Here is a 19,861-nt window from a genome sequence, read left to right on the forward strand (position 1 = left end):
CTGAAACTCAGTATATTGTTTAAGAACTGAACAACATGGGGCTACCATGTCTTCTCATCGAATTAAGCAACAAAGCCCGTCCAGAACCCATTTCTCCTTACGCGACAGAAGTCGTTCGCAAAGGCAATATCGAAAAGGCGGTATTAGCTAACGGCATGTTGCAAGCGTCCAAATTGGTGAATGTAGGTGCGCAAGTATCTGGGCAAATTCAACGCCTCGCTGTGAACTTAGGGGATGAGATAAAACAGGGGGACTTGATTGCACAGATTGACAGCCTGACTCAGCAAAACAGCCTCAAAGAAGCCCAAGCGTCTCTTAATAGTCTCAACGCTCAGTACCAGGCTAAGCAAGCGCAGATTAAACAAGCAAACTATGAATACGTGCGCCAAAAAGGCATGTTGGCAGCGAAAGCGAGCTCACGAGCTGATTACGAGAATGCCGAAGCGACGCTCGCCATCTACAAAGCCGAGTTAGCGCAACTGGATGCCGAAATCGAGAAAGCCAAAATCAACGTCGACAATGCGCAGTTAGATCTCGGTTACACCACCATCAACGCACCGATGGATGGCACGGTGGTCTACACCGCGGTGGAAGAAGGACAAACCGTAAACGCCAATCAAACCACGCCAACTATTATCGAGTTAGCCAAGTTAGATACGATGACGGTGAAAGCTGAAATTTCGGAAGCCGATGTGATTTTTGTTCACCCAGGCCAAACGGCGCTGTTCACCATTTTAGGCAAACCGAATCAGCAGTTTAAAGGTACATTGCGCGCGATTGAGCCGGGGCCAACCATCATGGATGGCGATGATAGCGATCTGAGCATTTCAGATAGCGACGCCATTTACTACAACGCTGTATTTGATGTGAAGAACCCGCAAGGTATTTTGCGCATCGGCATGACTGCGCAAGTTTCGATTGTCCTTGAGCAATCGGAAAATACCTTGATTGTCCCTTCACAAGTGCTGCAAAAATCTGGCGGCAAAGGCAACTATACCGTGCCAGTGCTTGAACAGGGCCAAGTGGTGCAAAAGCCCGTGACAGTGGGTATTAACAACAAAGTGAACGCAGAAATTCTCTCAGGTTTGAAGGAGGGCGACCAAGTTGTTCTTGGCAATGCTATGGATGGAGAATCATCAAGCCGAGGTGATCGTCGTCGACCTCCAATGAGGTTCTAATATGAGTGACGTGCTTTTAAAAGTTGAGGATTTAACTCGACGATTTGTCTCTGGCGACGAGTCGCTTACCGTGTTGAACCACATTAATTTAGAGATAAAACGCGGTGAAATGGTCGCGATCGTGGGGGCATCAGGCTCAGGTAAATCGACGCTGATGAATGTGCTCGGCTGCTTGGATAAACCGTCCAGCGGTCGATACTTCATTAATGGGCAAGATGTCTCGACGTTGGAATCTGATCAACTGGCGGAGCTGCGCCGCGAGTATTTTGGCTTTATATTCCAGCGTTACCATCTGCTGGGGGATTTAACCGCGGTGGCAAACGTGGAAGTACCTGCGGTTTACGCGGGAGTTCCTCATCGTCAAAGAACGGAGCGAGCGCAGTCGTTATTGGCTCGCTTAGGGCTGGAAGATCGTTTGACTCACAAGCCCAGCCAACTAAGTGGCGGCCAGCAACAGCGCGTGAGTGTTGCTCGTGCACTGATGAACGGTGGTGAGGTGATTCTCGCTGATGAGCCCACTGGCGCATTAGACAGTCACAGTGGGCAAGAGATGATGGCACTGCTTAAAGAGTTGCATCAACTTGGGCATACGATCATCTTAGTGACTCATGATATGAATGTGGCGAACTTTGCGGATCGCATCATTGAAATCAAAGATGGTGAAATCATTGCAGATACGCCAAATGCACAAGTTGTAATCAATGAGCAAGCAGCAAAGACACCGAGCGCGTCTTTTCATCGCCCAGCGCAAGCCGCCAGTAAGTGGTGGAAGTGGGACAGTTTTATTGACGCGCTCAAAATGGCGCTGCTGGCGATGTCTAGCCACAGAATGCGCACGTTTTTGACCATGCTCGGCATCATTATTGGTATAGCCTCGGTGGTTTCCGTGGTGGCACTAGGTAATGGTTCACAACAGCAAATTTTGTCGAATATTTCATCCATGGGAACAAACACCATTGATGTCAGGCCGGGCAAAGGGTTTGGTGACCGCCGCTCCGGACGAGTGAAAACGCTAACCGCCGACGATGCTAAATCGTTGGAGAGTCTACCTTTTGTCGACAGTGTCACGCCGTCTTTATCCAACAGCTTAACCGTGCGTTATGCCAATCAGGATGCAACCGCGTCTGTGGAAGGGGTTGGGGAAGATTATTTCCGTGTGCGCGGTTATGAGATCGCCAAAGGTCAGTTTTGGGATGAAGAGAGCGTGAATTCGCTCGCCCAAGAAGCAGTGATTGATGACAACACCAGAAAGGAAATGTTTGCGGATAGAAATCCGATTGGTGAAGTGATTTTTCTTGGTTCATTGCCAGTGCGTATTGTGGGTGTCACGCAGAAAAAAGAAGACGCGTTTGGCAACAGCGACGCGCTGAAAATTTGGGTGCCATACACCACCATGTCGGGACGAATGATGGGACAACGCTACCTCAACGGCATTACTGTACGGATTGATGAGAACGCCCCAAGCGCAGCGGTAGAACAGAGCATCATCAACTTGTTAAAAATGCGCCACGGTACAGAAGATTTCTTCACGATTAACACTGACACCATTCGTCAGAGCATCGAGAAAACCACCGCAACCATGACGTTACTGATCTCAGCGATTGCGGTGATCTCCCTAATTGTCGGCGGAATTGGCGTAATGAACATCATGTTGGTGTCGGTGACAGAGCGCACGAAAGAGATCGGTGTACGAATGGCTGTGGGTGCGCGGCAAGCGGATATTTTGCGTCAGTTTTTGATTGAAGCGGTACTGGTGTGTTTGTGTGGTGGCATTGCTGGTATTGGCTTGGCATTTTTGATTGGTTTTGCATTCAGTACATCTGGCAGCAGCTTCCAAATGATTTACTCAATGAACTCGATCATCTGGGCGTTTATTTGCTCAACGTTGATTGGCATCGCCTTCGGCTTTTTACCCGCTCGCAATGCCGCCAAACTCGATCCGATAGAAGCGCTAGCGAGAGACTAAAAATGAGTAACACAATGAAATTCAAAACTCGATTGGTCGCGGCTGCCTTAAGTGCAGTGTGGTTGTCAGGTTGTGGGTCGCTTATGCGTAGTGACTATCAAGCACCTGCGGTGCAAGTGCCTGCAAATTGGCAACAGATGCATGTTGCGGGTGATGTCAGTATGGATCCTTGGTGGTTGGCGTTTAACGACCCAACGCTTAATCAATACATTACTCAGGTGTTGGCTCAAAACAACGATTTGACGCTGGCAACGCTAACGCTAAAGAAAGCGCGTTTACAGCTGGGTTTAGCGCAAGATGACCTTTTCCCTACGTTGAGTTCTTCCACATCAGGACAAGTTCAAAAATCTCTTGATAGCGGGGAATCGGCAGATAGCTACAGCACTAACTTGTCCGTCAATTACGAGTTGGATTTGTGGGGAAAAATCTCGGCGGACGTTGACCAAGCCAAGTGGACGGCGATGGCAAGTCAACAAGATCGCGAGGCGACCGCACAAAGTTTGGTGGCAACGACGGCATCGTTATATTGGCAAATCGGCTATCTGAAACAGCGTTTAAACCTCAGTCAGCGTAATGTGGAAGGCGCAGCTCAAACGCTACAATTGATTGAAAAACAGTACCAACTTGGCGCTGTGGATCAGTTAGATGTGCTTGAAGCCAAACGTACGTTGGCAAGCTTACAAGCGCAGCAAAGTGAATTTGAACAGAGTTTACTTGAGGCAAACAACGCCTTTGCGATTTTGTTCAATCAACCGCCGAAGAGCATCAGTGCGACCATCCAAATGCTGCCTGAAGGCGATATGCCATCGTTGAGTGTTGGTGCTCCGTCTGATTTATTGATCCGCAGACCCGACATTAAAGCAGCGATTTACGAAGTCAAAGCCGCGCTAGCAAATAAAGACGCAGCAGATTTGGACTATTTGCCTAAGCTGACGCTCACTGGGGCTTTGGGTGGATCGTCACAAGCGCTCAAAGACCTGCTTTCCAACCCGATCGGCAGTTTAGGTGCGGATATGACGCTACCGTTTTTGCAGTGGAATGAGATGAAAAACAGCCAAGCCATTGCCGATTTAGACTATCAATCGGCCATTGTGAGCTATCGCCAAGTGTTGTACGCCGCCTTCCAAGATGTCGAAAATGCCTTGTCAGCACGAGAAAAATTGAAGTATCAAGCGGCGCGTTTACAAGAACAATATGATGCCGCAAGTGCCGCTGAGTCCATATATGCTGCGCGGTATCAGTATGGCTCGACATCGATCATGGACTATTTGAATGCCCAAGAAGACACCAGAAACGCACAAGCTTCTTTGTTGGAGAACCGCTACAACCAGTTTCTCACTCAGGTTACGCTTTACCAGTCTTTAGGAGGAACCGACGTTGCGCCGTTGTAATTAGGTGTCAGCTCACACTAGCGAAGCGCCATGCAACAAAGCCTTTTTTGAAGGTATTACTGGTCCCATGAATGGGACCAGTAATAAAAGCTTAAGTTACTTGGCGAACTTCTTGAAAGGTGCATCAACCGGGGTGTCAGCTAGGTGATTGGTGTAGTTACTCATCACTTTTTGCGCTAGACCAAGAACAATTTCAAGCAGTTGCTGCTGTCCGTAACCTGCCGCAAAGAATTTCTCTATCTGAGACTCTTCCACTACACCACGTTGACGCACCATTTGAAGCGTTGTTTCTCGTAGTGTTTCAAGTTTTTCGTCTGCCAATGGTGTTTGGTTGACGAGAGCATCAACAATCTCCTGATCCACTTTCATTGACGCCGCGATCGCACTATGAGCAGGAACGCAGTAGTGACAACCATGTTCAACGTTGATGGTTTGCCATACGACGGTCAATTCTTCTGCGTTAAATGATGTTTGTTGAAAGAGCTCATGCACAACTTGATAACCCTCAAGCAAGGTTGGCGCTTCAGCCATAACAGCATGAAGATTTGGTAGCATGCCAAACGCTTTGACTGAATTTTCAATCAGATGCTTTGATCCTTCGGGTGCGTTTTCTGCGGTATACAGTTTAAATTCTGCCATGTTTAAATCTCCTGTAATTGGATATGAGCGGATTAGGCAAGAACAGGATAGTTGATTTTGAGCGGTCGCTCAATATAAAATTGAGCACATGTTCAAAATTGATAATTGCTCATGGCGAATACAAAGAAATTCCAACGTGATGAAGTGGTGAAAGCTGCCTCGGATCTATTCTGGAAGAAAGGTTTTCATGCAACATCTACACGTGATTTACAAGATAGCGTTAATCTGCGTCCTGGAAGTATCTATGCGACGTTTGGGTCAAAAGAGGGGCTATATTGTGAAGCGCTAAAAATGTACGTTGCGAACTTACAAGCCCTGTTTGAGTTGCATTTAGCTCAGAACACAACGGTTCTAGATGCAATAGAAGCTTTCGCGATTGATGTGGTTATCAATCAGCGAGACTCCAATCCCAGTGAAGTGTGCATGTTAGTCAAATCAGCAAGTGAATTTGCTGAGGATTTTAATGCGCTGCGCAATCAAACAAACAGCTTAGCAAACCAATTTGAATCTTTTCTTGCAAAGCTGTTTGAGCGAGCAATCGAGAATGGCGAAATTGAAGCCCAGGATACATTGCTTCTTGCTCAGTTGTTCCAGGTTCAGTTTACGGGTATACGAGCCTACTCATACCGCAGTGATGATGAAACCTTAAAGACGTTGATCTCTATTATGGTGAACAGCTTCCGCGGTAACGTACCAAAACAGAACGCTGAATGAGACTGCTCAAAGTCAACGTCTCTAAATCAACGGCTTGAAGTAAGCGAGCTCAAATAAACCCGTTATCGGGGGTCGATATCGATAAAAAATGACCACGAAGCATCGTGGTCATTTTTATGCAGATTAACTTGCAATGAACAACAACGGCTTATTAAAAGCGAAACTCTTCTAAGTTATTGCTGCTTTCTAACATTTTTTCAGCCACATAACGATGCGTTGCTGTGGTTGGGTGAGTCACATCCCAGAACACGAACTTATCTGCGCCAGATGCTGCACATTCAGAACGTAATGAGTGAGTGTACATGTAGTCAACAGAGGATGAACGGTTGATGTCTAAGCAAGGGTCGCTTGCATTTACGAAACCGTGTTCTTCTGGTGCCGAGGTTAACTTCTCAAACAGTGCGTGTGTATCAAACAATGCGATGTTGTAGCCTTGGGCTTTGTAGTACATCGCTTGTGCTTTGATGAACTCGTTCATCTTCAATACTTTCGCACGAATCGTTTCAATTTCTTCCTGTGTTGAGTATTTGAACTGTGGTGCTTTGGTTGCATCTGGCAGTGTCATCAACATGAAGTTCTTCGCGCCAGCGTCTGTTAAACGAATCAGAGCTTCAGCGTAATCCGCTTTTACTTCCGGCACGCTACGGTTGTAGTTCATGAAATCATTTAAACCAAACTCTAACGTAAACAATGTGTTAGCAGGGTTGTAGTTCTTCGCCAGCTTTGTGTAGGTTAAGTAAGAAGAAACTTGTTCGCCGACACCAGTTAGCGCGATGTATTGGTTTTCACCTGCTGCGCCACCAACTGCCCAGTTGTATAGCGGTAAGTTTTTGGCTTTAGCAACGTATTCCGTCCAAACAAAACCGTTTGAGAAGTGACCCAAGAACCAGCTATTAGGGTTAGGGAAGCGCCATTGGGACGCGTTAAAGATGTTGCCTGTATCAGACAAGCTATCGCCCAAAGCCACTACCTTGTTGATTTGATCTGGTTGCATTGCAGCATCATTGCTCCAGATCGTGTGGTTATAAGAATAACGATTGTCGGCAGCAAAAAATGTAATGTCTGCGTTCTCGTTCGCTAGATCTAGTGTTTCTTCACAACGCTGACGAATTACGTTTTGTGAGGTATTGGTGTAGAACATGTTTTTAAATGAAACAGAGCTCCACCAATAGCCATCGATAGTGAAGTCACTACCATCTTGGTTTTTTGCCCATTTCCAATCGGTAGCCGCATCGTCCTTAGAGTGGCTCGTACGATACCAGCATCGAACGTACGTATAAGTTTGATTTTCTTGCGCGCTAACCACTTCAGCCGCAGAAACCATTGCTGGTGATAAAGTTGGCTCCTCTGCAATGGCGGAGGCAAGCGGAAGTAATGCAGTTAATAGTGTGATTGTTTTTTTCATCATTCACTCTTCTTGTAATGGTTATTGTTCCGAATGCGTGAATACGCTCGGCTATAACAGTATTTAGATGAGAATTTTTCTCACTAAACCTTCTAATTCTGAGTAAATGCTCAAGACAGTCAACAACTAAATATTCAATATTTCAGTTTTGGCACCACGGTCAAAAAATCCATTCAGCATAGCAATCGATTAAATGGGTGATATTTAGAATAATTACTCACTAACATTAATTTAACATTCACTTTTTGTTAATTAAGTAATTGCTTTATAAGGTTTTGTCGGTGATTTTTAATGTTAACTTAAAGTGTTTATTGAATGATCTTTTGTACAAATTTGTATATTCATGAAACAAATTGTTTGGCATTTTTGCTCTGTAAACTATAGCTGAAGCTCTCATGCAAACATCATGATGATGACTTTTCATGAGAATATAGTGAATAAAAATTAGCTCAAATAAGGAATAGGGCAAATGCACTACACAACAAGTAAAAAACAAGGCTTATTTTCGTTGTCTGCCGTAGCAATAGCACTGACCACTTCGATGTCAGCGTTTGCGGCTCCACCAATGGGATTTGATGAATCTAAGTTACCGACGAAGTACATCGTCAAATTCAAAGAAGATGCAGTCAGCCGTTCTTCAATGGGTGGTAACTCATTCTGGGGGCCACGAATCGCGCAGGAGTCTGTTCTAGAACAGGTGAAGGCACGTAAGGTGGAAAAACTAGGCAATCGCGCCATTTACAGCGTTGAATTGGATGGCGATGACTTAGAGCCGCTTCGCAATCGTAGTGATGTGGAATACGTGGAAGTCGATCCACCTCGCTATTTGCTCAGCGAAACGACCCCATGGGGATATGAAGCGGTTAATGCTCAACTGCTAGCTGACTTCAATGCGGGTAATCGCACTGTATGTATTATCGATTCAGGGTACGACATTTCGCACAACGACCTAAGCGGTAACCGCGTTGCTGGTACTAACGATAGTGGTACGGGATCATGGAGTGATCCGGGTAACAACAATGCCCACGGTACTCACGTCGCGGGTACGATTGCTGCGATTGCCAACACCGAAGGTGTAAAGGGTGTGATGCCAAACCAGAATGTTAATTTGCACATCGTGAAAGTATTTAACGAATCGGGCTGGGGTTACTCATCTGGGCTTGTTAAAGCTATCCAGACCTGTGCCGATAATGGTGCTAACGTTGTGAACATGAGCCTTGGTGGTAGTCAATCAAGCCGAACTGAGCAAAATGCACTGCAAAATATTTACGATCAAGGCGTTCTATTGATCGCCGCTGCGGGTAATGATGGCAATACAGCGCACAGCTATCCAGCTTCTTATGACTCAGTGATGTCTGTTGCGGCTGTTGATAATCAAAATGATCATGCAGCGTTCTCACAATCTACTAATCAAGTTGAGATCTCAGGCCCGGGTGTGGCGATCTTATCAACGGTTACGGTAGGTGAAGGTAAACTTTCTGATATTACCTTGAATGGTGTCAGTCAGTTTGATCGTGGGATTGTTCCTCACAATCGTTTGATCAATAACGGTTCTTCGTATGTTCCGGATCCAATCGCGGGTTCAGTAACGGCAACGCTAGATAGCTGTGATGTCTCTGGCGGTAACTTTAACTGTGGTGATATGTCGGGCAAAATTTGTTTGACTGAGCGTATCGGCAACCAGTCTTCAGGAAACTACCCTGAAGTAGATGCGGTTCAGGCTTGTTACAATGCGGGTGCGCGAGCTGCAATCGTATACAGCAACTCTGAACTACCTGGTTTACAAAACCCTTTCTTGGTAGACACAAACAACGCTTATCGTATGGTTTCGGTAACGGTTGATCGTGCATTTGGTCAAGAGCTGTTGGGGTATGTTGGTCAGGAAATTACTGTTGCAACAACCTCTGGTGAAGATTACGAGTACTACAATGGTACATCAATGGCGACACCGCACGTAACGGGCGTAGCTGGCTTGGTGTGGAGTTACCACCCAACCTGTACCGCAGCGCAAGTACGTAATGCCCTAGTGAAAACTGCAACAGATATTGATGTTGCTGGTCGAGACAACCGTACGGGCCACGGCCTAGTTAATGCTGAAGCGGCGAAGCTGTTCTTGGACGCTGGCTGTAATGGACCTGATGGTGGTAGCTCTTCGGACTCTAGCTTCTCAAATACCAGCCCTGTTGCGATTCCAGATAATAAATCTTCTGGCGCAATCAGTGCAGTAGAAGTCGATCGCTCTGGTGATTCAGGCACAGTAAGTATTGACGTTGATATTAGCCACACTTACATCGGTGATCTACGAGTGACTTTAACGTCACCGACTGGTGGAGAAGTTGTACTTCACAATAATACTGGCGGCAGCGCTAACGATATAAAAAACACGTTCCAAGCGGATTTTTCTGGTTTTGAATCGCAAGGTACATGGGAACTAAAAGCGGTGGACAGTGCCAGAAGAGACACAGGCACCATCAACAGTTGGACTCTGACCTTTCAATAAGGAGTGACTATGAAGAAGTTGACCTTACTTTCTTTGTCTGTGGTAGGCGCTACCGCACTATTGGCAATCGGACTGAGCTCAAGCAGCTTGGCAAACAATCAAGGATTTCCTCTCGTGGATGAACGCCAAGATCAAGCCGAGCAGCAACCTGAACGTTACTTTATTAAGTATCATGAAGGAAAAGAGAGCGAAGTGAGAGCGCTTCTTCGTCAGCACAACATTGAAGTAGTCGACGCTCTGGTGAAACAACATGTGTTGATTGTGGTGGGTGAACAGGCGGAAGTCGATAAGCTCGCCGCTCACGATGCGGTCGAATACACCGAGCAAGAGCCGACAAGGAAGCTGCTATCTAACGGAACTACGCTTCAATAAGCCAAACCTCCTTAAGATAGTGCCAAAAAGAAAAGCGCCCCTCACGTAAGGGGCGTTTGTTTTCTTTCTACGATTGTTTTCTATGATTATTTTTTATGACTGGTTTCTTCTAAAGTTCGTCGTTTGCTATGACTAGAGATTCTTGAAGATTGATGCCGATGAGCCTATTCGCGCATCAATCAAGTCAGTTATCAGCTAGTCATATTCAGACTACTTAGCGAACAATCAGACCCAGTAGGATACCAACGGCGCCGAAGTCTGCGTCACTAAAGGTCGTGTTAGCAAAGCCTAGGTCACCAAGTACTGGCATTAGGAATACTGGTAGGAAGGTAATCAATAGACCTTGTGCAAAAGCACCCAAGATTGCACCGCGACGACCACCTGTAGCGTTACCAAATACACCTGCCGCTGCACCTACAAAGAAGTGTGGAACGACACCAGGGATAATCACAGTAAGTCCCATCACGTAAAGTAGGAACATGCCCAAAAGACCCGCCGCAAAGCTCGATAGGAAGCCAACCAATACTGCGTTTGGTGCGTATGGGAATACAACCGGACAATCAAGCGCAGGTTTCGCGTTTGGCACTAGTTTGTCTGAGATACCTTTAAACGCTGGAACGATTTCTGCGATAACCATACGTACACCTTGAAGGATAACGTATACACCACCGGCGAATGTGATGGATTGCATCAGCGCGAACATGAACCAGTGCTTACCACCGCTGACTTCGCGTACAAAGTCACCGCCAGCGAAGATACACGTCACCATAAAGATGATGCCCATGGTGAACGAGATTGCCACTGGCGTATCACGTAGGAACAACAAGCTCTTAGGTACGTTCATCTCTTCAGTAGAGTGTTCTTTGTTACCGAACTTGCTGCCAATAAAGCCCGCTAGTACGTAAGAAAGGGTAGAGAAGTGACCAATAGCAACGTCGTCAGAACCTGTAACTTGCTTCATGTACTTGTGAGCAATCGCAGGGAAGAACACCATCACAGAGCCCACAACTAGAGAGCCAAGCGCAATCAGTGGAACGCCTTTCATGCCGCTAGAAGCAAGGATTGCTGCTACCATCATCGACATAAATAGTGTGTGGTGACCCGTTAGGAAGATGAATTTCCATGGCGTGAAGCGAGCGATCAAGATGTTCACTAACATACCGAAGAACATGATCATCGCCATCTCTTTACCAAACGCTTCTTGCGCGATAGAGACGATAGCTTCGTTGTTTGGAACCACGCCTGTGATGCCAAATGCGTGTTGGAAAATCGTCGCAAAGTCACCCAGAGAAGTCACAACCAGACCCGCACCCGCGCCAAGCACGATGAAACCAAGAATGGTTTTTACTGTACCTTTAATGCACTCGGTGACCGGTTTTTTCTGAGCAATTAAGCCGATTAGGGCGATGAGACCTACCAGAACCGCTGGCTCTGATAGGACATCGTTCATTAAGAAACTGAAAAATTCCATAACGCCACCTTATAGAGCGCCAAGCTCTTGAAGTGCCACAGATAGACGCTCTTTCATTGCCACTTTGTCGACCATGTTATCAAGCGCAACGATGCGTGGTTCAACGCCCAGTGCGTTCAACTGCTCAACGATGTCGTTAGTACCGATGAAGATGTCACAATCCGTACCTTTTGCAGAACCTAGATCGATATGATCCACTTCTGCGTTTACATTCAATTCTTTCACGATGCCTTTGATGCTCATTTCCATCATTAGGCTAGTACCAAGACCGTGACCGCAAACAACCATAATTTTCATAATTCAGACCTTTTCTTTTTATAGGGGTGTATGCCCATTTTGAAGGGCACATCAGGAGTTAGTATTTTTCGATGATCGCAAGAACATCTTGTGTGTTTTGAGCGGAGCAGATGGCTTCTACATGCTCTTCATTCATAAACAACTCAGCCAGTTTAGAAATCGCATCCACGTGCGAGTTACTGTCTGTCGCGGCTAGCGTAACCAGCATTTTCACTGGGTCGTTACCTTCAGAATCGAAGTTCACGCCGTTTTGAATCACCGTGATAGCAAGAGACAAACGGTTAACGCCATCTTCAGGGCGAGCGTGTGGCATTGCCATACTAGGACCTACCACGTAGTAAGGACCAAGCTCTTCGTGGGAGCGGTAAATAGCGTCCACGTAGCTTGGCTCAATCGCGCCATTTTCAATCAGTGCTTCACAGGATTTGCTCACCGCATCTTTCCAGTCAGTGGCATCAGAATGGATGCGAATCACATCAGAGGTAATCAGTTCACGTAGCATTGGATCTTTCCGGTTTGTTGTTTTGTTGATGGGTACTTTATCGATCAACTTGTCAGAAAAACCTGAGAATGATCACAAATGGTAGCGCTATCTGATAGCGCTATCATAAATTGTGATAGCGCTACCATTTTATCAGTCATCCGAGTTTCATATGCTTGTGATCGACTTCTAATGCGCTAATATCAAAACCACTAAAACGCTGTGGTAAGATGTCGCGGCAGAAAATAGAGAACACTAAATAAGAACAATGAGCGAACCTCGCAAACGAAGAAGTACTGGCAATGTCACCTTGGCGGACGTCGCTAAAAAAGCCGGCGTAGGCACCATGACGGTGTCGCGAGCATTACGAACGCCCGAGCTAGTATCTGACAAGCTGAGAGAAAAGATTCAACAAGTAGTTGATGAGCTCGGCTATATCCCGAATAAAGCGGCAGGGGCTTTGGCGTCCGCTGAAAGTTACTCCATCGCTCTTATCATTCCTTCCCTGTTTGAAAAAGCGTGCGCGCTTTTCTTACCGAGCTTTCAACAAGCGTTGAACAAAGCGGGTTATCAGTTGCTGCTTGGCTACAGTGATTACTCGGTAGAACAAGAAGAGAAACTGCTTTCGACATTTCTTGAGAGCCGTCCAGCCGGAGTGGTGTTGTTTGGTAATGAACACAGCCAACGTACTAATCAGCTTTTGGAAGCCTCGAACACACTAGTATTGGAAATTGCTGAGTTAAGTTCGAAAGCCTGTTATCTCAATATCGGTGTTGACCATTTTGAGGTGGGTAAAGCCTGTACCAAGCATATGATTGAGCAAGGCTTCAAGAACGTGGGCTTCATTGGTGCGCGCGGCGATCACTCCACTTTGCAACGTAAGCTACACGGCTGGCAAAGCGCGATGATTGAGAACTACCTTGCGCCGGATCATTTCTTAACCACGCACGAAGCACCATCTTCACAATTGGGTGCGGAAGGGTTGGCAAAGCTATTGCTGCGCGATTCAAGTTTGAATGCTTTGGTATGTAGCCATGAAGAGATTGCGATTGGCGCGTTGTTTGAGTGTCACCGCCGAGTGCTGAAAGTCCCGACCGACATTGCGATTATCTGTTTGGAAGGTTCTTCCATGGGTGAGCACGCCTATCCAAGTTTGACCTGTGCGGAATTCGACTACGAACGCATGGGGACGAAAGCTGCAGACAAGTTACTGCAAGCCATTAAAGGTGAGCCTGTAGAGCATGCAACGGATATGGGCTTTAAGCTAAAACGCCGAGCGAGCACTGCGATCAACTAATTTGATTTGGTTAGATACTAAAACGCGATACAAAAAACCTCTCAATGCTGAGAGGTTTTTTTATACGTGAGAACAGTGATTCTCGACTACGGACGCTCACCTGCTGCTAGGCGACGTTCGATATCTGCAACCACTTCTGGGAAGTCAGCAATGGTGTCGATGAGGTAGTGCGGCGAGCTCTTGAGCAATTTTGCACGCGCTTTTTCACGAGCGGCATTAAGCGTTGCTTCGTCCGCAGCTTGGTATTCTTCAAACGTCAGACCTGCTTCGTTACCAGAAAGCAGCAAGCCAACGGTCCACATACCGGCGTTGTGACCTTCATCAATGCCCGGTGCTGCGTCATCCACTTTGATACACGCTTTAACGTCGGTTACATTCAGCTCAATCACGTTTTTCAGTGCCATAAATGGTGCTGGGCGACCACCTTGAGGCAGGTCATCTGTTGCTACTACGTAATCCGGTTTGTAGCCGTAATCCGCCGCCACTGGAATCAATACGTCCATCACTTCACGAGGGTAACCAGAACAAGAACCGATCTTGATGCTTTTGTCTTTCAGACCGTTCACAACTTTAATCGCATTAAGGATGGGGTCTGCGTGGTCAGCCACTTTTGCTTTTTGCAGAGGCATGAATGCTGCGTAGATAGCGTCGATGTCTTCGCTGGTCATTGAGCGACCAAACTTCTTATTCCAACGCTTATCAACAGCAGGAATACGACCCACAGCTTGGATGTGATCCCACTTACCAAGCCCCATTGGTTCACGTGCTTCTTTAAGGTCGATTTCAAAATCAAAACCTTGTTTGAACGCTTCCACAAAGATACTGGTTGGCGCAAAAGAGCCGAAATCGACGATAGTGCCAGCCCAGTCAAAGATCACTGCTTGAATTGGTGAGTTGCTCATGTTCAATCCTTTTTCTTGCTTGCCAGAGCGCTGCCTACACGTTGGAACTGCGCTCAGGATAAATTGGTTTTTGTTGAGGTTAGAAGTAGTTAAAGTCTTTGCATACTTTGGCGATGGCTTCTTCGAATATCGCCAACGCTTCGGTTAGTTGTTCGCGAGTAATGATCAGCGGTGGGCTGAGCTGAATCACGTTACCTTGCGATACCTTGAAGCTCACTCCGTTGTTGAGGCATTGGTACAGCACAGCTTCCGCTTCGTCATACGCGCGTGCTTTGCTTTCGTGGTCAGTGACCAGTTCAATGCCCCATAACATGCCGATGCCACGAACATCGCCAATCACTGGGTACTTGGCTTTCATCTCTAGCAACTTTTCACGCATGAACTGGCTGTCGGCTTTGGCTTTATCTAGCAAACCGTCTTGCTCAATAGCTTCCATGGTTGCCAGTGCCGCTGCACAACCGATAGGGCTTTTCTCATGAGTGTAATGGCCCATGGAGATCTGCTCAGCAGTGTTGTACTTGTCTTTGGTGACCATGGCTGCGATAGGCACTAAGCCACCACCCAAGCCTTTACCGATGCAGAGCATATCTGGCTCGATGTCGTAGGCTTGGTAGGTAAACCATTCTCCGCTGCGACCCATGCCATTCGGGATGTCGTCGATGATCAACATGACATTGTGTTTGTCACAGATTTCACGGATGCGTTTCCAGTAGGCTTTGCTCGGCACTTGTACATCGGTATTACGAACTGCTTCTGCGATAAACGCGCCCACGCCGCCTTCCTTCTCAATCACGTATTCAAGGTAGTCGGCATAATGCACATCGCTACCGTCGGCAACTGGGAAAGCGCCACGGTAAGATACGGCTGGTGGAATGCGCTCAACACCTGCCATTAAGGGTCCCATGCCTTGGCGGAAACACGCTTCACCACCTACTGAGATGGCATCCAACGATGCGCCGTGGAAGGAATCCCACAGAGACACCACCTTGTAGTTGCCCGTGATGTGGCGCGCTAGTTTAAGTGCCATGCCAACCGCAGATGTGCCACCCGGAGCAAACAGCACGCGGTTCAATTCACCGCCACAGATTTGGGTGAGCTTTTCGGCACATTCAATCGCGGTCTCGTTGGTAAAACGACGTGGTGAAAACGGCAGTTTGGCAATTTGCTCTTGCACACGTTTAATCACATGCGGATGACCATAGCCCAACTGGTGGACGTTATTGCCATGGAAGTCCATGTACTTTTTGCCGGTAGCATCTTGGATGTAGATACCTTCTGCTGCTTCCAATGTATCTAAGCAAGGTGTTGACATGGCTTGATGAAGAAAGACCTCCGAATCACGCTTCAATAATGCTTGCGTGCGTTCGTCGTCCATCGATGCATTCCAAGCTTGGCGCGCTGGTGTTGTGTTGACGTCGCCTTCGCTGCGGAAATGGGTCGGTTTGATATTCTGAGTCATAACGCTTTCTCAATCAGAAGGCTGCTTTAAGCAACTTGCCAGTACATTGCTTTTTCAATTGCACCGATTAAGCGCTCGATATCTGCTGGATAAACTTCGCCAATGTTGCCGATACGGAAGCAATCTGCGTTTGATACCTTACCCGGATAAATCACAAAACCTTGCTCTTTCAAACGCGTGTAGAACGCTTTGAATTGGTAATCACTGTGCGTCGGAGAGTAGAAAGAAGTGATGATTGGCGAGTGAAGGTCATCACTCAGTAGTGGCTCAAACCCCAAAGAACGCATACCTGCAACCAGTGTTTTCTGGTTAGTTTGGTAACGGTGATGACGAGATTCAATGCCGCCTTCTTGTTCCAGCTCTAACAAGGCTTGGTAGAAAGCACGAACCGTGTGTGTAGGAGACGTAAAACGCCATTTACCGTGGTTAACTTCCATGCAGTGCCACTGGTCGTAAAGATCAAGGCTCAAAGAGCGAGCCTGACCTTGGCACTTTTCGAGCTCAGTTTGTTTCGCAATCACAAAGCCAAAACCCGGTACGCCTTGGATACATTTGTTCGCTGAGCTGATCATAAAATCGATGCCTAGCTCAGCAATATCGATAGGAATGCCACCAAAGCTCGACATGGCATCGAGAATCACCACTTTACCGTGTGCTTTTGCCGCAGAAGCAAACGCCTCAATTGGATTCAGCATGCCAGTGGTTGTCTCACAGTGAACAATTGCCACGTGTGTGATCGCAGGATCCGATGCCAATGCAGTTTCCACCTCGTTCAAGTGTGGCTGTGATGTTTCGCCTGGGGAAACTACATGGCATGGAATATTTAGGTATTCAGCGATCTGAGCGATACGCGCACCGTAAGCACCGTTGTCGACAACCAACAATTTTCCATCTTTGCCAATGGCACTGCCAATCGTTGCTTCTACTGATGCGGTGCCGCTACCTTGCATTAGTACGCTGGTGTAGCCGTCTTGCTCCGTCGCCAGTTTTACAAGCTTAGTGCGGATCACTTCTACAATGTCTTTGTTGTATTCATCATCCCAAGTACACCAGTCTTTTAGCATGGCTTCACGTACTGTTTCAGAAGTAGATAGAGGACCTGGAGTCAGTAGTAGGTATTCGTTTTTCATCTCGATTTCCATTAGAATAGGCTAATTGGTCTACACCAAATTTCGAGTTAACTCTAGCGAGGAAGAAAAGGGCAGTAAATAGGCGAATGTCCAATTTCATAAAACTTTAATATCCAGAAAATTGCGGATCAATTGAACGATTATTCATCGCAAATTTTCGTAAAACTGCCATTTAATGGTCATGATTTCGTCACAAAGGCTCAGTAGGGTGTATATCGTCAACTGGTACAGACCAAATTAAAACTTGGCCAAATTAACTGGAGAAAATGATGAAAAACCGTTTGATGAAAGGATCGCTGGCTGCACTTGTCTCTCTGCTAGCTACGAATGCAATGGCAGCACAGGAAGTCACGGTTTACACCGCTTTCGAAACTGACATTCTTGCTAAATACAAGTCTGCGTTTGAGAAAGATAACCCAGATATCAAGATTAAGTGGGTTCGCGATTCCACCGGTATCATGACGGCGAAATTGCTGGCCGAAAAGAACAACCCTCAAGCGGAAGTGGTTTGGGGTCTTGCTGGATCGTCAATGGCACTGCTTAAAGATGAAGGTCTTCTTAAGCCTTACACACCAAAAGGTTTGGAAGAGCTGCACGCGAACCTAAACGACCCTCAATCAAACCAAGCTTGGTTTGGTAACGATGCGTTCTTTAACGCAGTTTGTTTCAACGAAGCGGTAGCGAAACAACTTAACCTACCGAAACCAACTTCTTGGGAAGACCTAACAAAGCCGGTTTACAAAGGTCACATTGCAATGCCGAACCCAGCGTCTTCAGGCACTGGCTACATGCAGGTTTCTGCTTGGCTACAAAACATGGGTGAAGATCAGGCATGGAATTACATGCGTGACTTAGACAAGAACATTGCACACTACACGCACTCGGGCTCTAAGCCATGTGTTCAAGCGGGCATGGGTGAAGTGGCTATCGGTATTTCGATGGCAAGCCGCGGCGCGAAGCTGAAAACACAAGGCGCACCACTAGCGGTTATCACACCAAAAGGCATCGGCTGGGAATCAGAAGCCGTTGGTCTAGTAAAAGAGTCTGATGCAGCGAAACGTGTTGTCGACTGGTCAATCTCTAAAGCAGCAAACGAGCTTTACGTAGAAATGTACCCAGTGGTTGCACATAAAGAAGTGAAAGCGACCGTGTCTAACTTCCCGAACGTTCAAGAGAACATGGCGAAGATGGACTTCGCGCAAATGGGCAGTAAGCGTGCAGAGATTCTAGCGGCATGGTCTGAGAAGTTCGACGCGAAATCAGAGCCAAAGTCTTAATTGAATTTGCTTTGAGTTGAATGTTGAAATCCACCTCGGTTGAGGTGGATTTTTTGTTTTCTCTGTTATTTCAAAGTTTGCTGAAAGTAGATTCCTAGTCTCACCTAGGTTCGCTGGAATGACGAACTTAAGAAAGTCGGGAATCTCTAATTACCACTTAAACAAACCTTATCTCCCTTCATCTATTTGTCATCTTCTGGCTATAAATTTGTCATTGGAACGTAACACTCCAAAATTAAAGTTGGTATATACCATTTGGAGCGTGTGCTATGTCAACTAACCAACATTACCTAAATATTGAAAATGTAGTGAAGCAATTCGGACAGTTCACTGCATTAAAGAAAATCTCGCTAGCGATTGAAAAGGGCGAGTTTGTTTGTTTTCTTGGTCCTTCTGGCTGCGGTAAAACCACTCTATTACGTGCCATTGCAGGTTTAGACTTGCCAACGTCTGGTGCGATTTTTCAAAACGGTCAAGAGACCACATTCCTACCACCAGAGAAGCGCGATTTCGGCATCGTATTCCAATCTTACGCGCTGTTTCCGAACCTAACTGTGCAAGAGAACATTGCGGTGGGTTTGAAGAACCAAGGCATGTCGACCAAAGAAGCGTTAGAGAAGGTGGACTACTGGCTAGAAACCATTGGTCTTCCAACCTCTGGCGAGAAATTTCCTAACCAACTTTCTGGTGGTCAGCAGCAGCGTGTTGCTTTGGCTCGTGCATTGGCGTTGTCACCGGGTTTACTGTTACTTGATGAGCCGCTGTCAGCGCTAGATGCAAAAGTACGTGTTCACTTACGTGACGAGATTTGTAAGCTGCAACGTAAGCTGGGCATCACCACCATCATGGTTACGCACGATCAGGACGAAGCATTGTCGATGGCGGATCGCATTGTGGTGATGAACCATGGCGTGATTGAGCAAGTCGGTACACCTCAAGAGATCTACCAACAACCAGCAACGCGCTTTGTCGCTGAGTTTGTCGGCAGCATGAACTTTATTGAAACCTCAGTCGCAACGGACTCGCAGGTACGCATTGCAGAAACCTTGATGCCAGCGCCAAGCTTGACCAATCGTAAGATCCAACGTGGTGACCGCTTTGACCTTGCGGTGCGTCCTGAAAGCATCAAGTTCGTTGAAAACTACGATAACTCTTTACCTGTGCGAGTTACCGCTACCGAGTTTTTGGGGGCGTTTTTCCGCATTGATTGCGTATTGCAAAACGACAGCTCAACGAAAACCATCGTAGTGGATGTGCCTTTGGAAACGGTTCAAAAACTCAATATCAAGACGGGCGATGTACGTTACATCCAGTTTGCTGAAGAAGGGCTGCATGGTTACGCCGTGCCCTCGGTTGATAAAGCACTAGCGGCGTAGGTGTAA

The 19,861-nt window shown here is 46.7% G+C and carries 17 protein-coding genes; 9 read left to right on the forward strand and 8 right to left on the reverse strand.

All coding sequences use genetic code 11. The features are described from left to right. Window positions 1–35 precede the first annotated feature (35 nt). The 3 genes from R7127_RS23635 to R7127_RS23645 are packed head-to-tail and all read left to right on the forward strand — an operon-like array spanning window position 36 to window position 4,535. A complete protein-coding gene (locus R7127_RS23635) occupies window positions 36–1,178 on the forward strand; it encodes an efflux RND transporter periplasmic adaptor subunit (protein WP_318148593.1) in 1,143 nt (380 codons plus the stop codon). Window position 1,179: 1 nt separating this feature from the next. Next, window positions 1,180–3,144 (forward strand): MacB family efflux pump subunit, encoded by a 1,965-nt coding sequence (locus tag R7127_RS23640; RefSeq protein WP_029855402.1) that lies wholly within the window; start codon window positions 1,180–1,182, stop codon window positions 3,142–3,144. Between the two features lie 14 nt (window positions 3,145–3,158). After that, a complete protein-coding gene (locus tag R7127_RS23645; protein ID WP_318128537.1) occupies window positions 3,159–4,535 on the forward strand; it encodes an efflux transporter outer membrane subunit in 1,377 nt (458 codons plus the stop codon). 96 nt (window positions 4,536–4,631) lie between these two features. Here R7127_RS23645 and R7127_RS23650 read toward each other — a convergent pair whose 3' ends face one another. After that, window positions 4,632–5,174 carry a carboxymuconolactone decarboxylase family protein gene (locus R7127_RS23650; protein ID WP_005374097.1) on the reverse strand — a complete coding sequence of 181 codons (543 nt, stop codon included), beginning with the start codon at window positions 5,172–5,174 and terminating at the stop codon, window positions 4,632–4,634. A 111-nt stretch (window positions 5,175–5,285) separates the two neighbouring features. Here R7127_RS23650 and R7127_RS23655 point away from each other — a divergent pair, with 111 nt between their 5' ends. Further along, window positions 5,286–5,888 carry a TetR/AcrR family transcriptional regulator gene (locus R7127_RS23655; protein WP_005384344.1) on the forward strand — a complete coding sequence of 201 codons (603 nt, stop codon included), beginning with the start codon at window positions 5,286–5,288 and terminating at the stop codon, window positions 5,886–5,888. A gap of 151 nt (window positions 5,889–6,039) precedes the next feature. On the opposite strand, the gene R7127_RS23660 is transcribed toward R7127_RS23655, so the two are convergent. Further along, on the reverse strand, window positions 6,040–7,296 hold the full coding sequence (locus R7127_RS23660; protein ID WP_017819748.1) for a type 2 secretion system lipase: 1,257 nt from the start codon (window positions 7,294–7,296) through the stop codon (window positions 6,040–6,042). Between the two features lie 466 nt (window positions 7,297–7,762). Between R7127_RS23660 and R7127_RS23665 the strand changes: the two genes are divergently transcribed. Further along, window positions 7,763–9,793, forward strand: a complete 2,031-nt coding sequence (locus R7127_RS23665) for a S8 family serine peptidase (protein WP_025768035.1) — start codon at window positions 7,763–7,765, stop codon at window positions 9,791–9,793. A gap of 9 nt (window positions 9,794–9,802) precedes the next feature. Next, window positions 9,803–10,165, forward strand: a complete 363-nt coding sequence (locus tag R7127_RS23670) for an ATPase (RefSeq protein WP_318141992.1) — start codon at window positions 9,803–9,805, stop codon at window positions 10,163–10,165. 214 nt (window positions 10,166–10,379) lie between these two features. Here R7127_RS23670 and R7127_RS23675 read toward each other — a convergent pair whose 3' ends face one another. Genes R7127_RS23675 through R7127_RS23685 form a run of 3 tightly spaced genes read right to left on the reverse strand, consistent with a single transcriptional unit; the run spans window position 10,380 to window position 12,435 of the window. Then, entirely contained in the window at window positions 10,380–11,636 is a 1,257-nt protein-coding gene (locus tag R7127_RS23675; protein ID WP_005384349.1) for a PTS ascorbate transporter subunit IIC, read from the reverse strand. Window positions 11,637–11,645: 9 nt separating this feature from the next. Further along, window positions 11,646–11,933, reverse strand: a complete 288-nt coding sequence (locus R7127_RS23680; protein ID WP_005374080.1) for a PTS sugar transporter subunit IIB — start codon at window positions 11,931–11,933, stop codon at window positions 11,646–11,648. Window positions 11,934–11,991: 58 nt separating this feature from the next. Further along, on the reverse strand, window positions 11,992–12,435 hold the full coding sequence (locus R7127_RS23685; RefSeq protein ID WP_318141991.1) for a PTS sugar transporter subunit IIA: 444 nt from the start codon (window positions 12,433–12,435) through the stop codon (window positions 11,992–11,994). A gap of 247 nt (window positions 12,436–12,682) precedes the next feature. Here R7127_RS23685 and R7127_RS23690 point away from each other — a divergent pair, with 247 nt between their 5' ends. Then, complete coding sequence (locus R7127_RS23690) at window positions 12,683–13,711, forward strand: LacI family DNA-binding transcriptional regulator (protein WP_318141990.1); 1,029 nt, start codon at window positions 12,683–12,685, stop codon at window positions 13,709–13,711. Between the two features lie 86 nt (window positions 13,712–13,797). Here R7127_RS23690 and phnX read toward each other — a convergent pair whose 3' ends face one another. The 3 genes from phnX to phnW form a co-directional block, all read right to left on the reverse strand. Further along, a complete protein-coding gene (gene phnX, locus R7127_RS23695; RefSeq protein ID WP_186585510.1) occupies window positions 13,798–14,613 on the reverse strand; it encodes a phosphonoacetaldehyde hydrolase in 816 nt (271 codons plus the stop codon). 79 nt (window positions 14,614–14,692) lie between these two features. Further along, window positions 14,693–16,072 (reverse strand): aspartate aminotransferase family protein, encoded by a 1,380-nt coding sequence (locus R7127_RS23700; protein ID WP_029835029.1) that lies wholly within the window; start codon window positions 16,070–16,072, stop codon window positions 14,693–14,695. Between the two features lie 26 nt (window positions 16,073–16,098). After that, window positions 16,099–17,202, reverse strand: coding sequence for a 2-aminoethylphosphonate--pyruvate transaminase (gene phnW, locus R7127_RS23705; RefSeq protein WP_318141989.1), 1,104 nt, complete (start codon window positions 17,200–17,202; stop codon window positions 16,099–16,101). A gap of 266 nt (window positions 17,203–17,468) precedes the next feature. Here phnW and R7127_RS23710 point away from each other — a divergent pair, with 266 nt between their 5' ends. Together R7127_RS23710 and R7127_RS23715 are read left to right on the forward strand one after the other, a co-directional pair. Then, on the forward strand, window positions 17,469–18,479 hold the full coding sequence (locus tag R7127_RS23710) for a putative 2-aminoethylphosphonate ABC transporter substrate-binding protein (protein ID WP_005384363.1): 1,011 nt from the start codon (window positions 17,469–17,471) through the stop codon (window positions 18,477–18,479). A gap of 269 nt (window positions 18,480–18,748) precedes the next feature. Continuing rightward, window positions 18,749–19,855 (forward strand): putative 2-aminoethylphosphonate ABC transporter ATP-binding protein, encoded by a 1,107-nt coding sequence (locus tag R7127_RS23715; RefSeq protein WP_172563708.1) that lies wholly within the window; start codon window positions 18,749–18,751, stop codon window positions 19,853–19,855. The last annotated feature ends 6 nt before the right edge of the window (window positions 19,856–19,861 follow it).

The organism is Vibrio sp. 1159, from assembly GCF_033340395.1.
In the GTDB taxonomy this organism is placed as follows: domain Bacteria; phylum Pseudomonadota; class Gammaproteobacteria; order Enterobacterales; family Vibrionaceae; genus Vibrio; species Vibrio alginolyticus.

Bases quoted from the DNA above. Each gene is read 5' to 3' on its own strand.
- R7127_RS23635 (WP_318148593.1), top strand. From the start codon at position 36: ATGGGGCTACCATGTCTTCTCATCGAATTAAGCAACAAAGCCCGTCCA.
- R7127_RS23640 (WP_029855402.1), top strand. From the start codon at position 1,180: ATGAGTGACGTGCTTTTAAAAGTTGAGGATTTAACTCGACGATTTGTC.
- R7127_RS23645 (WP_318128537.1), top strand. From the start codon at position 3,159: ATGAAATTCAAAACTCGATTGGTCGCGGCTGCCTTAAGTGCAGTGTGG.
- R7127_RS23650 (WP_005374097.1), bottom strand. From the start codon at position 5,174: ATGGCAGAATTTAAACTGTATACCGCAGAAAACGCACCCGAAGGATCA.
- R7127_RS23655 (WP_005384344.1), top strand. From the start codon at position 5,286: ATGGCGAATACAAAGAAATTCCAACGTGATGAAGTGGTGAAAGCTGCC.
- R7127_RS23660 (WP_017819748.1), bottom strand. From the start codon at position 7,296: ATGATGAAAAAAACAATCACACTATTAACTGCATTACTTCCGCTTGCC.
- R7127_RS23665 (WP_025768035.1), top strand. From the start codon at position 7,763: ATGCACTACACAACAAGTAAAAAACAAGGCTTATTTTCGTTGTCTGCC.
- R7127_RS23670 (WP_318141992.1), top strand. From the start codon at position 9,803: ATGAAGAAGTTGACCTTACTTTCTTTGTCTGTGGTAGGCGCTACCGCA.
- R7127_RS23675 (WP_005384349.1), bottom strand. From the start codon at position 11,636: ATGGAATTTTTCAGTTTCTTAATGAACGATGTCCTATCAGAGCCAGCG.
- R7127_RS23680 (WP_005374080.1), bottom strand. From the start codon at position 11,933: ATGAAAATTATGGTTGTTTGCGGTCACGGTCTTGGTACTAGCCTAATG.
- R7127_RS23685 (WP_318141991.1), bottom strand. From the start codon at position 12,435: ATGCTACGTGAACTGATTACCTCTGATGTGATTCGCATCCATTCTGAT.
- R7127_RS23690 (WP_318141990.1), top strand. From the start codon at position 12,683: ATGAGCGAACCTCGCAAACGAAGAAGTACTGGCAATGTCACCTTGGCG.
- phnX (WP_186585510.1), bottom strand. From the start codon at position 14,613: ATGAGCAACTCACCAATTCAAGCAGTGATCTTTGACTGGGCTGGCACT.
- R7127_RS23700 (WP_029835029.1), bottom strand. From the start codon at position 16,072: ATGACTCAGAATATCAAACCGACCCATTTCCGCAGCGAAGGCGACGTC.
- phnW (WP_318141989.1), bottom strand. From the start codon at position 17,202: ATGAAAAACGAATACCTACTACTGACTCCAGGTCCTCTATCTACTTCT.
- R7127_RS23710 (WP_005384363.1), top strand. From the start codon at position 17,469: ATGATGAAAAACCGTTTGATGAAAGGATCGCTGGCTGCACTTGTCTCT.
- R7127_RS23715 (WP_172563708.1), top strand. From the start codon at position 18,749: ATGTCAACTAACCAACATTACCTAAATATTGAAAATGTAGTGAAGCAA.